This window comes from Brassicibacter mesophilus (assembly GCF_050433385.1).
Classification (GTDB): Bacteria; Bacillota; Clostridia; order Tissierellales; family Proteiniboraceae; genus Brassicibacter; species Brassicibacter mesophilus.
Map to the genome: position 1 here is coordinate 100,158 of NZ_JBNPXI010000004.1, position 13,142 is coordinate 113,299.

Genomic DNA, 13,142 nt, shown 5'->3' on the forward strand with positions numbered 1-13,142 from the left:
AGGAAGGGAGTAAGAAATGATAGGGATTATAATAGCTAGCCATGGAAAATTAGCTGAAGAAATGCTAAATTCGGCGTATATGATTATGGGACCTCAAGAAAATATTTTTGCACTAGGACTAGAACCAAAGGATGATCCGCTAGAATTAAAGGACAAAATTTATAAGGCCGCCACAGAGATGGATACTGGGCATGGAGTGGTTGTTCTAGTCGATTTATTAGGAGGATCGCCAGGAAACGCATCAGCGTATTTGGCAAAGGAAGGTTATCCTGTGATAACTGGATTAAGCTTACCTATGCTTCTAGAGCTGGTAGCTATGCGAAATGGCGATATTGAAGAAGTTGTTAATCATATTATTTATGCAGGAAGAGATGGCATTGTAGATTTACGAAAAGCTTTAAGGGGGTAGGATTAATGATAGTGCATATGAGAATAGATAATAGGCTGATACATGGACAGGTAACTGTAAGCTGGGTTAGTTCTGTAGGAGCAGACCATTTGCTAGTAGTCAATGATGAAGTGGCGGAAGACCCTATACAAAAGCAAATGCTACCTATGGCAGCTCGTGGAGTTAAAACATCTGTATTATCTATAGATGATGCAGTTGACTATGTAAACAATGCTCAAGGAAAAGAAAAAATTATGCTTATAGCTAAATTTCCTTCAGATGCATTAGTCTTATTAGAGAAAGGGCTAAAACCAGAAGAAATAAATGTTGGAAACCAAGCGCCTTTACCAGGAACAAATTATAAGATGGTGACAAAATCTATTGCCGTAACAAAAGAGGATGCCGTTATATACAGAAAAATCAATGAAATACATCACTTAACATCTCAAATGATGCCTACTAATTCTAAAAAGGATTTTATAGCATTAATAGAGGAAAAAGGCTTTTAGTAGAAGGTTCAGGGGGTTTTTAATATGAAGATCGGATGGGCAAAGCAAGATATTACACCACAGTTACCTATATCTATGGGGGGATATGGGGATAGGAAGGCTCTTGGGAATGGAGTTTTAGATAATATTTATGCTAGAACCTTGGTTATAAAAGATGATGAGCGTCAGCAAGCTGTTATAATCTCTACAGAATTAATAGGATTGACTAAAAAGCAAACTGACGATATCAGAGATAAAATACATGGATTGACTGGTATATCAAGAGAAAATGTAATAGTATGCACAACTCATACTCATTCTGGTCCACTCACCTCTGACAATCCACTTATGGGAAAAGCTAATAAAGCTTATATACAATGGCTTCTAGGTATTATACCAAGAACTGTAATTCAGGCTTTAGATAACCAAACAGAATGTAAAGCAGGCTGGTATCAAAAGCAGTTTACAGAGGTTGGAGGCTCTAGAAGGGCTACAGACAAAGAAGTCAAGCCAATTCTTACAATCCTGGGATTTGTTGACGAAAATGATAAGCTTATAGCCTCTCTATCCAATTATAATTGCCACCCAACTGTTCTCCCAGCAGCAAATCTAAAAATATCTGCAGACTATCCTGGAGCATCTATTGACTTACTAGAAAAAGTGTATGGAAAGAATGTCTTTTTTGCATTTGCTAATGGTGCTTGCGGTGATATAAGCACTAGATTTATTAGAAGAAATCAAGAGTATAGAGAAGTCATACGATTAGGTAGCCTTTTAGCTGCAGAGGTCATTAAGGGACTCAACAAGATTGATTATAAAAAATGTCGCAGTATTTTAGTAAAAGAAAGATGTTTTAAATTAGAGCCTAGAGAAATACCTGATGAAGATGTCTTAGATAAACAGATAAATGAATATAAACAAAGATTGGAAATTCTTAGAAGGGAAGGTGCTAGTAGTGGGGACATGAGGGTGATTAGTACAGCATTACAGGGTGTAATGCTACAGAAATTACTTAAAGAATATAGTAATTCTTTAGAATATGAAGGAAGCTTGAACGCTATAAAAATAGGTGAAGGTGTTATTTTATCTCAGCCAGCAGAGCTTTTCTCTAGCTTAGGCAATGATATAATGAAAAGTTCACCTTATACACCGACAATGATTATAGGATATGCAAATGGTTCAATAGGCTATGTTCCTGATAGAGATTCATATGTTGAAGGGGGTTACGAATCGCTTTCCTGCAGCTTTAACCTAGGAGAAGGTGAGAGATTAAGAGATACGGCTATTTCATTATTACATGAGCTGGATTGCGAACATGAGGGGGAAAAATAATGTCTAGTTTTATGCTCAAAGGTAAAAAAATATATACATCAAATGGAGTAAAAAATGGAGCCATACTTATAGAAAATGGAAAAATCAAAGATATTATTTTTGATTTAGATGAAATCAATTCTTTCACAGGACAAATTATTGAAGCAGGAGACAATTTTGTTATCCCAGGATTAATTGACATACATATACATGGAGCAGGGGGATGGTCTGTAACTGGAGGTACTGAAGATGAGATTAGAGGATTAGCAAAATATCTTGCTACTAAGGGAGTGACTGGTTTTCAACCAACTATAGGAGGAAGTCCTTTAGATGTAATCAAAGAGACCATAGAAACATTAAAAATAGTTATGAAAGGAGATTACGAAGGAGCAAGGATGCTAGGGATTCATATGGAAGGACCTTTTTTAAATCCAGAAAAAAAAGGAGCATTTAGTGTTGAGTTCTTACAAAAGCCTTCTTTAGATTTAATGAGAGAATTTCTAGAGTTAAGTAATAGCAACCTTGCTCATGTTTCAATGGCTCCAGAGCTAGAGGGAGCGAAAGAGGTTATTAAATACCTTGTTGAAAAAGGAATATTAGTTTCTGGCGCTCATACTAATGCCACTATTGAAGAAACCAAGAAAGGTATTGAATGGGGAATAAGACTTTCAAACCATACCTGTAATGCTCAAAGCTCTATACATCATAGAGAGCCTGGTGCATTAGGAGGATACTTGTTAGACGATAGAGTAGACTGTGAGTTGATATGTGATTTATTCCACGTTCATCCTGACATGATAAGGCTGGTTGTAAAAATAAAAACCATAGATAAGGTGTGCGTGGTTTCAGATGCTATTACAGCTGCTGGCATAAAGCCGGGAGAATATGCTTTTTTAGGAAGAAAGGCTTTAATCGACAAGGATGGATGGAGTAGATTACCTGATGGGACAATAGCAGGTAGCACAAAGGATATGCTATATGGACTAAAAAATCTAGTTGAAAGCATAGGCATTTCTATGGAGGATGCATTAAAAATGACTTCATTAAATCCAGCTAGACTATGCGGAGTTATTCAATCAAAGGGAAGTATAGAAATAGGAAAAGATGCAGATTTAGTTATTTTGCGTCCAGATTATGAGATCAAATCAACCTTTGTTGAAGGAAAGCTGGTATATAGTTCATTGGATGAGAAATTGTTCATTAATCCTGAAGTAAAGCAAATAAGAAGTATTGAAGAGATGGGAGGCATATATGATGATTAATGCTGAGGTTTTTTTTAAAAATGCTTTTGAAGTTTTAGACAAGGTGAAAAATACTCAGTTAGAAAAAATAAAAGAAGCTAGTGCCATCTTAGCTGATGCTATAGCTAATGATGGGGTAGTACATATATTTGGAACAGGACACTCTAAGGCTTTTGCCATGGAATTGGCTAACAGAGCAGGGGGATTAGTTCCTATGCATAGAGTTACATTAGATGATTTGTCTCTGCGGGGAATATTGCCTTCTGAAGATTTACTAGACCCTCAAATTGAAAGAGATCCAACTAATGCTCATAAATTATGGGAACTGTATGATATACGTCCTCAAGATGCTTTCATAATTGTTTCTAATTCGGGCAGAAATGGTACGATAGTTGAATTTGCTTCCATGGTTAAAGATAAGAAAATGCCTTTAATTGTAGTTACATCTCTAGAGCATTCTCAAAGCACTACATCTAGACATTCAAGCGGTAAAATGCTTTATGAATTTGGAGATGTGATTATTGATAATTGCGGACCTGAAGGAGATGCCCTGATACCAGTAGAGGGGTTATCCATGAAGGCTTGTTCTATTTCATCTGTTACAGGTGCATGTATTGCTCAAGGTATAACAGCAGAAATAATCAATATCTTAAAGGGAAAAGGCATTGTACCTCCAGTTTTAATCAGTGCTAATGTTGATGGGGGAGATAAGCATAACGATGACCTAAGAGCTAAATATGAGGGAAGAATATAATCGTTATGGATAAAATAAAGGTTGGCTTAATAGGATATGGGTATATTGGTAAAATTCATTCTATAGGATATTTAAATATACCCTTAGTACTTCAAGACCCGCAGGTTAAAATTGAAATGACAAAGGTTATAAGAAGAAAAAACTCATTAGGTGAAGACAGCTGCTGGTTAGCTAGAGGAGATGACATTGATGAACTAACTAATGAAGATATTAATCTTGTAGATATATGTACCCCCAATGATTTACATATGCCCCAGATTGAAATTTTAGCAAAGAAGGGGATAAATATTTATTGTGAAAAACCACTTGGTCTTAATTATCAGCAATGTGCCAAAATGGCTGATATAGTAGGATTAGAAGGTATCATTAATCAGGTAGCTCTTGTTTATAGATTTATGCCGGCTTTGGCAAAGGCTAGAGGATTTTTACTTGAAAACAAGCTGGGAGATGTGATTAATTTTAGAGCTCATCTGCTCCATGGAAGTTATCTAAATCCTAGGCGCCCTATTACTTGGCGTCTACAGAAAAACAGATCTGGAGGAGGAGCTTTAATAGATCTGGGAATTCACCTAGCAGATTGCATTAGATTTTTATTAGGGGAAGTAAGGAATGTAAAGGCTGAAACTAAGACGATTTTTGATACAAGACCAAATGATAATGGTGAAGAAACTTTAGTGGATGTTGATGATTGGGGATTAATTAATTTGGAAATGATGAACGGTGCAAAAGGTACAATGGAAGTTTCCAAGGTTTCAATTAATCCACTAGAGGCTTTTAATATTGAAATATATGGAACAAAGGGATTTATTAAAGTTACTGATAAAGGCTTTTATGAACCAAATATTTATTTATTTAACGAAAATAATGTTCTTGAAAAAGTTACTATTGAAAAGCTGGATCCATATTCACAATACTTAAGTACAATAATACCTTCGCCAAAGATGTCTTTAGGAAATATGGTAGATATGCATTTAGCTAGTCAAATGAATGTTTTAAACAATATTATCAATGGAAGAGTTATGTTTAGAGAGACACCTACTTTTGAAGAAGCATCAAAATCACAAAAAATTGTTGACATAGCATATCTGTCAAACTGATAAAAAAGAAAAAACTGAGAACTCGAATGAGGGAATATTTCATGGGTTGGGGTGAAGCTATGAAAAAGGTAGATAAGCAAAGTCCACTGCCTAGATATTATCAATTAAAAGAAATAATTAGAGAAATGGTAGAGAATGAACAACTTAAGCCTAGGGACTCCGTTCCTACAGAAAGGGAGCTTTGCGAATATCATGAAATAAGTAGAATGACTGCAAGAAAAGCAATTACTGAGCTGGTACATGAGGGAATTTTATTTAGAGAGCAAGGAAAAGGCACTTATGTAGCTCAACCAAAGGTTAAGCAAAGTGTGTCAGAATTAATTGGATTTACAGAGGAAATGAAAAGAAAAGGATTAAAGGTAGAGACGAAAATACTGAATTTTACTATTAAGGAACCGACGAAGAAGATAATAAAACAATTAAATCTTGAGCTTAACGATAAGGTTTATGAAATTTTTAGATTAAGAATAGTAGAAGGAGAGTCATATGCCATAGAAAAAGCATGGGTTCCTGAAAAACATACAAGAGGCTTCAAGGAAGAAGACTTAGAAGGCAGTTCATTGTATAAAGTTTTAGAGGAGAAATACGGCATAAAGCTATCACATGGAAAGCAATATTTAGAACCTATCATACTTACAGCCTATGAATCAAACTTGTTAGGTGTTAAAGAAGCTATGCTAGGATTGTTATTTGAAAGACGAGCATTTACAGATGATAATGTTCCAATCGAATTTACAAAATCAGTTTATAGAAGTGACAGATATAAATTTGAGATAACACTTGAGGTGCCTTAAATAAGTTAAGGCACCTTTTTAAGGCGTTTATGGTACAAGGTACCTGACACTTAACTTATATCTTTTAGTAGAATAAAGTCTGAAGTATTTTTATTTGCTTTTAAGTCTAATACTTGTATAATATAATGGTGCTGTTTATATCAATATTTGATAATTTATGAAAAGCTAGGAAATTTGAAGAGAGGTTTATCTATGAATATAAAAGAACATATGAAAAATACACTTAGAAACAAACTTGAAAGATATAAATTTAACAAGGACTATACATATACACAAAATATTCTTAAAGAGAAAGCTGGACATAGTGCTCAAAATATATTTAGTTTCACTGTTTTGTCCTGGATATTTGTCCTAGTGACATTGTTTTTGCAGATTATTTCTTTGGCTACAACATATTCTGGCAGTAAGGTATATTTTGGAGGGATAGCATTACCTTATGGATTAAGTGCTCCCTTTATTTTTGCGTTTTCAATTCAGATAACAGTTTTTTCACTAAGCAACTCTTTAAGAAAAAACTTCAAAGCTCTGACAATTGTTACTTTATCTTTTGCAACTTTATGTTCAACTTATTTTTCGTATATTGGAATTTATAATTATGTAAATTCTCCGATTGATTACCTTGAGCAAAGGTATACTCAGATATATCATAATATGTCTGATAAGAATAGAGTTGTTGTTGAAAACTCTAAGACTCAGATGAAAGAATATGTTTTTGATATCACTAGTAAAATCCAAAAGGAATATACAAGATTATTAAAGGAGAATGAAAAGTATAGTAAATTAAGTGAACAAACAGAAAAGGTAGCAGTATCTAATAATATAATAAAACCTAATACGAATAGCATTGCAAAACCAAATATTAATAATTATGGTGGCAATTTAGATAAATACTATGAAGATATGGCCAAGTACAATGCAGCTATTTCTAATATTATAGGACAAGCTGCTAATGAAAATTCATCTTTAGATTCGTCTATTTATGAAAATAGGATTAAAACCATTTTAGAAGGAAAATCATTAGATGAATTTACGAAAGAGTATATTAATATACAATCTAATAAAGAATTACTCGAGAATCTTATATTATCTATGAGTACTGGAGTATCAAACGAAAATAATACAGATTTCAATAAAAAAATGAGTGATATACAACAATATTGTATCAATTATATTAATACGAAAGCAGGAGATAGTGTAACATTTAATACTATATTAACAAATCTGTTCACAGCTTACTCAGACGTTACCTCATATAAGATTCCTGAAGATTTTTATGATAATCTAAACTCTTTTATAACACTTACAGAGAAAAGCGATTCTTTCATGAAAAGCTTAGACGTTATAAAGAAGGAAGTTTATTATGAAAACCATGGCCAACAGCTGCCAGGAGAGGCATCACTAAACCTTACTGATGCACTGCTTCTTTTTTCAAAGCTTCAATCAGAAATAGAGGCTGGGGCGTATACACTGAACTCTATTTCTGAAGAAGGAGATACTATTGATTTAAGCAGTGAAGAGTATATATTAGAAAACATGTATGTACTTCCAATAAAAAACTTATTTACAAAGAATAGCTCTTTAGGTATGGCGTGGTTTTGCTTTATATTTGCTGCTTTAATAGATGGGCTTACTCTACTTTTTGCACTAGCACAAAAACGAAGCTCACGTACATTATTAGCAAAGAAAAATCGTGAATTAGTAAAAAACAATGAAGAGCAGTTAGAGGAGCTAGTTTTATCATCATTAATACTTCAGCCATCTGGTGAAGATAGTAAAAGTACTATTCAGATATGTTTGGAGCACTTAGCTAAGTTTTTAACATTATTCGAAATAACTAGCATAGGAATGGAAAATGGATATTCGCTATATTGTCCTCTTGAAAGATTAAAAGAATATCAAATTTTCCTATCCGTATTATGTCAGTTCAATCTAGCAAAGATTATTTCTAAAGAAGATTATGAGCTTTTGGAGGTATATCCGACTATTGATAAGTTTAAACATACGCTACAAGAACAAGCTAATTTTGATGTACTTGATGAAGTAGCAGCAACTACTTGCGAAAATAACAGTGAGTACTATTTACTAGTTAAAACAAAATTTATCATATGGGCTAACCAAAAATTTGCTATAGCTTCTTCTAATAAAGAGCTTGCTCACATAATTACAAGTATTCTTAAGAATATAGAACATACTGGGAATCAAAATTAAGTTTTAAAAGGAAGTGGTATATTGTCAATTACTATCTTTATTTTTACATTGATTATAGCCTTTGTTGTTTATAGACTAATATGTAAGGAACAATATCTATCTAAGAATAAACCCTTGTGGAAAAATCTTATATACTGGGGAGTAGTTTTATTTATCAGCATAATTTTCAATATGGTGATTTATGCTGATACTACATTTGCTTTAGAAATGTCATATTATTTAAATAGTCAAACAATAGAAATGCTTATTACTCTAGTGCTTTCCTGCTTAATCATTCAATTAATATCACCTTCAATTTTTCTTAGGAAGGCTATTAATTCTACAAAGGAAGCTTTGAAGAAGCTCAAGCAGTCAAAAAATGCGAAGAGAGATATTAATAGTGAAGAAATAGTGAATATTAAAGATATTCCATCGAGTGAAAAGCCAAGCGTTTTTTTAGTTAAAAATAACGAATCACATTATAATAATACAAAAGAGCTTCAGGAAAAAGATTTTGAACTATTGTTAAATATTTTATGCTGGCTATCATTTTCTTTTGTGATATTTATTGAAATATTTTTTGTCATTACATCATGGATATATGGTGTTGATCCTGTAGGTTCATCTGCATATGATCAATTATCTAAAAACATGAGTATTCATCACCAATTAAGAGATATATCAAATATAATACTGTTTTTTACTTTACCTATATCTATAAGACAAATATTGTACTATCTGGCTAAGCTTAGGAAATTCACAGAAGCTCCAAATAAAGAAGAGCTTAACTCAGTTCAGTTTGAAAAGTATACACTCATTCAAAAACATCTAAATGGAGTGCATAAAAAACTATAGAGCATCTTGTAAGAATTTTCTGATACCAATTATTGTCATTTTGATTTATTGAAACAAAAGATACCTTCTGATAAAATAAATTCAGAAGGTACTTTTTTAGAGAATACTGGATATCGAAATATGATGATGTTGAAATATGGTGATGTTGAAGTAATAAATAATTTCGAATAGTGAAGGAGAGAGTATCATGTCAGTAAAAAAAGCTATAATACCAGCGGCAGGATTAGGAACTAGGTTTTTACCAGCGACAAAAGCACAGCCAAAAGAGATGCTTCCAATAGTAGACAAGCCTACTATACAGTACATAATAGAAGAGGCTATAGCTTCAGGGATAGAAGACATACTTATTATAACGGGTAGAAATAAAAGAGCAATAGAAGATCATTTTGATAAATCTATAGAGCTTGAATTAGAGCTTGAGCAAAAGAACAAGAAAGAGCTGCTTAGCCTAGTACAAGATATATCAAACATGGTAAATATACATTATATAAGACAGAAAGAGCCTAAAGGGCTTGGACATGCGATCCATTGTGCAAAGGCGTTTATAAAAGATGAGCCTTTTGCAGTACTTTTAGGAGATGATATAGTAGATGCAAAGACTAAGCCGTGCTTAAAGCAGCTTATAGATGTATACGATGAATATAAAACTACTATTTTGGGAGTGCAGGAGGTAGCTAAAGAAGATGTAAGCAAATATGGTATAGTATCAGGAAAGCACATAGAAGGGGGAGTATATAAGGTCAAGGACCTAGTAGAAAAGCCATCCATAGATAAAGCGCCGTCAAATGTAGCTATACTTGGTAGATATATCATAACTCCAGAAATATTTAATATACTTGAAAATACAAAGCCGGGAGCAGGTGGAGAAATACAGTTAACAGATGCTCTTAAAGAGCTTGCAGCAAAACAAGCTATGTATGCATACACATTTGAAGGAAAGAGATACGATGTAGGAAATAAACTAGGGTTTTTACAAGCTACAGTGGAGTTTGCATTGCAAAGAGATGAGCTAAAGAATGATTTTAGAGAGTATCTTGTAGAGCTATTAAAAAACGATAAGCTAAGTTTATCAAAATCAGAGACGGCAGCATCTAAAGACAAATAGAATGCAAATTATAAATAAATTACTAATAAACATTTATATAATAAGTTTTAGGGTAGCAAATGCTGCCCTATTTTCTAATAAAAAAATATAATTCATATCTTTACTGTTAGTATAATGTTTGAGAATGATAAAAATTTAACAGGAAAGGTGATGTAAATGGAGAAATTATCGATTGGACAAATGGCAAAACTTAATAATATATCCAAGCAAACGCTGCGATATTATGACAAAATAAAGCTTTTAGAGCCTCGTATTGTTGATGATGAAACTGGATATCGATATTACAGCATTAAACAGAGTGCCCGTCTTGATATGATTCAATACATGAAATCCATAGGAATGACGCTAAAAGACATAAAAAAGCAATTGGAACGTAATGATCCACTGTTCATAAAAAGCGTGCTTCACCAAAATATGAGTCAGATTGATGATCAGATTCGTGAACTGGAATATCAAAAGAGGGCAGTTGAACGGACATTGCGGAGTTATGAGCGATATGAGACGTCTCCACCTGATGGCACAATAACTCTTGAATACATTGAAAAGCGCCAAATGTACTGCATTGACGCAGGCTTGAATTTTTATGACCATGGTATTGAGGTTTATGAAAAACTGCTGAGGAAATTGAAGAAAAGCTTGATTGCTGACAAGCTTCCCCAGATTTATTTCTGCAATGCAGGGACAATTTTGCGACAAAAGGACCTAGAAGAACGCCATTTTTATTCAAGTGAGGTTTTTGTTTTTGTAGATAATGACTATGTTCGCGATGACTTAACTACCTCTATTCCATCAAATACTTACCTTTGTATCTATTGTAATAAATTTGAAAAAGAAAAAGATTATATACATAGGCTTCTTGATATGGTGTCGGAGAACGGCTATACTATTGTAGGTGATTACATATGTGAGGTTTTAGCTGAGCTCCCACTTTTAGAAGAAAATGAGCGAGGCATGTTTTTGCGATTACAAATACCAATAAAACTTTATTAAAAAAATAACAATCTTCTGTTGACATTATTCCAACTATAACCTTTATACTATAATTAACGTCGGTGGTATTAGAAACGTTTGACGGATAAAAATTATAAAGAGGGGGCTTCATCTATGTTTAAAGAAAAGATTCGTGTTGTTCAGTATGGCTGCGGAAAGATGTCCAAATACACTCTTCGTTATCTTTATGAAAAGGGTGCAGAGATTGTTGGCGCAATCGATGTCAATCCTGCTGTAGTTGGAATGGATGTTGGTGATTGGGCAGAGCTGGGTGTTAAATTAGGTGTTACAATCAGAAGTGATGCTGATGCAGTTTTAGACGAATGTGATGCGGATATCGCTGTTGTTACCCTATTTAGCTTTATGGAAGACGTAATGCCACATTTTGAAAAGCTTGTAAGCCGTGGAATCAATGTTATCACTACTTGTGAAGAAGCGATATATCCATGGACTACTGCTTCGGCTATAACTAACAAGCTTGATAAGCTTGCTAAAGAGAATGGTTGCACAATTGCTGGTTCTGGTATGCAAGATATCTACTGGGTAAACATGATCGGCTGTGTGGCTGGAGGCGTTCATCGCATTGATAAAATAGAAGGTGCAGTAAGCTACAATGTTGAAGATTATGGTCTTGCTCTTGCAAAAGCTCATGGTGCAGGACTCACACCTGAAGAGTTTGAAGAGCAGATTGCACATCCTGAAACATTAGAGCCTGCTTATGTATGGAATTCAAATGAAGCTTTATGTTCTAAGATGGGTTGGACAATTAAGTCGCAAACTCAAAAATGCGTTCCATACTTTTATGATAGCGACCTATATTCAGAGACTCTTGGCGAAACTATTCCTAAGGGTAACTGTATTGGTATGAGTGCTGTTGTAACTACAGAAACTTTCCAAGGACCAATTATTGAGACACAATGTATCGGTAAAGTTTATGGTCCAGATGATGGAGATATGTGTGATTGGAAAATCACAGGAGAACCTGATACAACTTTCTTTGTTAAAAAGCCTGCAACTGTTGAGCATACTTGTGCTACTATTGTTAATCGTATTCCGTTAATTCTTCAAGCTCCTGCAGGATATTACACTATAGAGAAAATGGATAACGTTGAATATCTTTCTTATCCAATACAAATGCATCTTAAGTAATAAAGAAGCAGAATAAAGAAATGATTGGTGCCTGGCACTTAGCCCAATTAACTTATGCCAGGCACTTAACTTTTTATAATATAGCTATGATATTTTAAAACTACACTAATATAAGTTTTCCACTATACGCATAATTAAAAGAAATAATCCCTATGAATATTAGAAGAAGTAGTAGATGTCTTACAAGAATTATAGAATTTGAAAATGTAAAAAAACTTCTTACATCTCAATATATACTTTGATGATATTGCAAATATAATTGATATTTAACTCTTTATCCTCATTATAGACCTCTATTAGCATGGAAATGTTTGTAACAAGGGTATATATTAGCTTTTCTATGATATTATCATCATTTTTAAATTCTTCCTTTATTTTGATTCCATCAAATATTTTTTTCAAGCTATTTATTAGCGTTTTTTTATATTCCTCAAACTCTTTTTTCTCCATGTCTTTAATTTTTCCCATTTGAGAGCCTAAACCCTCTCTATTTTCAATATCCTCATAGAGTATTTTGATACACGACTTTATTCTAGAGATATCAGGCTCATTATGTTCTATGATTTCACCTAATTTGTTAAAAGTATTGTTCCAGCTCTTAGTTACTACACTTAGATATAGCTCTTTTTTATTGGGAAAATAATTGTACAAAGTTCCAACTGCAATATTACAATTTACAGCGATAGTTTTCATGTCAACATTCTCATATCCGTTTTTACAAAAGAGCTCTTTTGCACTAATAAATATTTTTTCTTCAAGATTCTTTATTATTTTAGGCATATT

Annotated in this window: 14 protein-coding genes; 13 read left to right on the plus strand and 1 reads right to left on the minus strand. The window is 33.4% G+C overall.

Going from position 1 to position 13,142, the window contains the following annotated elements:
* Positions 1-16 precede the first annotated feature (16 nt).
* The 13 genes from HNR33_RS07130 (at position 17) to HNR33_RS07190 (ending at position 12,359) form a co-directional block, all read left to right on the plus strand.
* The gene (locus HNR33_RS07130; protein ID WP_429081695.1) at positions 17-409 is read left to right on the plus strand and encodes a PTS sugar transporter subunit IIA; all 393 of its coding nucleotides are present in this window, start codon (positions 17-19) and stop codon (positions 407-409) included.
* Positions 410-414: 5 nt separating this feature from the next.
* Positions 415-897: a PTS sugar transporter subunit IIB gene (locus HNR33_RS07135; protein ID WP_429081698.1), complete on the plus strand. Its 483-nt coding sequence runs from the start codon at positions 415-417 to the stop codon at positions 895-897.
* A gap of 24 nt (positions 898-921) precedes the next feature.
* Positions 922-2,208: a neutral/alkaline non-lysosomal ceramidase N-terminal domain-containing protein gene (locus tag HNR33_RS07140; protein WP_429081701.1), complete on the plus strand. Its 1,287-nt coding sequence runs from the start codon at positions 922-924 to the stop codon at positions 2,206-2,208.
* A complete protein-coding gene (gene nagA, locus HNR33_RS07145) occupies positions 2,208-3,449 on the plus strand; it encodes an N-acetylglucosamine-6-phosphate deacetylase (RefSeq protein WP_429081704.1) in 1,242 nt (413 codons plus the stop codon). The genes HNR33_RS07140 and nagA overlap by 1 nt, the downstream gene beginning before the upstream one ends.
* Complete coding sequence (locus tag HNR33_RS07150) at positions 3,442-4,182, plus strand: sugar isomerase domain-containing protein (RefSeq protein ID WP_429081707.1); 741 nt, start codon at positions 3,442-3,444, stop codon at positions 4,180-4,182. The genes nagA and HNR33_RS07150 overlap by 8 nt, the downstream gene beginning before the upstream one ends.
* A 5-nt stretch (positions 4,183-4,187) precedes the next feature.
* On the plus strand, positions 4,188-5,279 hold the full coding sequence (locus HNR33_RS07155; protein WP_429081708.1) for a Gfo/Idh/MocA family protein: 1,092 nt from the start codon (positions 4,188-4,190) through the stop codon (positions 5,277-5,279).
* Between the two features lie 59 nt (positions 5,280-5,338).
* Positions 5,339-6,073 carry a GntR family transcriptional regulator gene (locus tag HNR33_RS07160; protein ID WP_429081711.1) on the plus strand — a complete coding sequence of 245 codons (735 nt, stop codon included), beginning with the start codon at positions 5,339-5,341 and terminating at the stop codon, positions 6,071-6,073.
* 192 nt (positions 6,074-6,265) lie between these two features.
* Complete coding sequence (locus HNR33_RS07165) at positions 6,266-8,281, plus strand: hypothetical protein (RefSeq protein ID WP_429081712.1); 2,016 nt, start codon at positions 6,266-6,268, stop codon at positions 8,279-8,281.
* Positions 8,282-8,302: 21 nt separating this feature from the next.
* The gene (locus HNR33_RS07170) at positions 8,303-9,115 is read left to right on the plus strand and encodes a hypothetical protein (RefSeq protein ID WP_429081715.1); all 813 of its coding nucleotides are present in this window, start codon (positions 8,303-8,305) and stop codon (positions 9,113-9,115) included.
* Positions 9,116-9,163: 48 nt separating this feature from the next.
* On the plus strand, positions 9,164-9,286 hold the full coding sequence (locus tag HNR33_RS07175) for a hypothetical protein (RefSeq protein ID WP_429081717.1): 123 nt from the start codon (positions 9,164-9,166) through the stop codon (positions 9,284-9,286).
* Between the two features lie 16 nt (positions 9,287-9,302).
* On the plus strand, positions 9,303-10,220 hold the full coding sequence (gene galU / locus HNR33_RS07180; RefSeq protein ID WP_429081719.1) for a UTP--glucose-1-phosphate uridylyltransferase GalU: 918 nt from the start codon (positions 9,303-9,305) through the stop codon (positions 10,218-10,220).
* 156 nt (positions 10,221-10,376) lie between these two features.
* Entirely contained in the window at positions 10,377-11,210 is an 834-nt protein-coding gene (locus HNR33_RS07185) for a MerR family transcriptional regulator (RefSeq protein WP_429081722.1), read from the plus strand.
* 114 nt (positions 11,211-11,324) lie between these two features.
* The gene (locus HNR33_RS07190) at positions 11,325-12,359 is read left to right on the plus strand and encodes an NAD(P)H-dependent amine dehydrogenase family protein (RefSeq protein WP_429081725.1); all 1,035 of its coding nucleotides are present in this window, start codon (positions 11,325-11,327) and stop codon (positions 12,357-12,359) included.
* 219 nt (positions 12,360-12,578) lie between these two features.
* Here HNR33_RS07190 and HNR33_RS07195 read toward each other — a convergent pair whose 3' ends face one another.
* Positions 12,579-13,139: a TetR/AcrR family transcriptional regulator gene (locus tag HNR33_RS07195; protein ID WP_429081727.1), complete on the minus strand. Its 561-nt coding sequence runs from the start codon at positions 13,137-13,139 to the stop codon at positions 12,579-12,581.
* Positions 13,140-13,142: the final 3 nt, after the last annotated feature.

Excerpts from the sequence above, each read along its gene's own strand:
- HNR33_RS07130 (WP_429081695.1), top strand. The coding sequence starts at position 17 with ATGATAGGGATTATAATAGCTAGCCATGGAAAATTAGCTGAAGAAATG.
- HNR33_RS07135 (WP_429081698.1), top strand. The coding sequence starts at position 415 with ATGATAGTGCATATGAGAATAGATAATAGGCTGATACATGGACAGGTA.
- HNR33_RS07140 (WP_429081701.1), top strand. The coding sequence starts at position 922 with ATGAAGATCGGATGGGCAAAGCAAGATATTACACCACAGTTACCTATA.
- nagA (WP_429081704.1), top strand. The coding sequence starts at position 2,208 with ATGTCTAGTTTTATGCTCAAAGGTAAAAAAATATATACATCAAATGGA.
- HNR33_RS07150 (WP_429081707.1), top strand. The coding sequence starts at position 3,442 with ATGATTAATGCTGAGGTTTTTTTTAAAAATGCTTTTGAAGTTTTAGAC.
- HNR33_RS07155 (WP_429081708.1), top strand. The coding sequence starts at position 4,188 with ATGGATAAAATAAAGGTTGGCTTAATAGGATATGGGTATATTGGTAAA.
- HNR33_RS07160 (WP_429081711.1), top strand. The coding sequence starts at position 5,339 with ATGAAAAAGGTAGATAAGCAAAGTCCACTGCCTAGATATTATCAATTA.
- HNR33_RS07165 (WP_429081712.1), top strand. The coding sequence starts at position 6,266 with ATGAATATAAAAGAACATATGAAAAATACACTTAGAAACAAACTTGAA.
- galU (WP_429081719.1), top strand. The coding sequence starts at position 9,303 with ATGTCAGTAAAAAAAGCTATAATACCAGCGGCAGGATTAGGAACTAGG.
- HNR33_RS07185 (WP_429081722.1), top strand. The coding sequence starts at position 10,377 with ATGGAGAAATTATCGATTGGACAAATGGCAAAACTTAATAATATATCC.
- HNR33_RS07190 (WP_429081725.1), top strand. The coding sequence starts at position 11,325 with ATGTTTAAAGAAAAGATTCGTGTTGTTCAGTATGGCTGCGGAAAGATG.
- HNR33_RS07195 (WP_429081727.1), bottom strand. The coding sequence starts at position 13,139 with ATGCCTAAAATAATAAAGAATCTTGAAGAAAAAATATTTATTAGTGCA.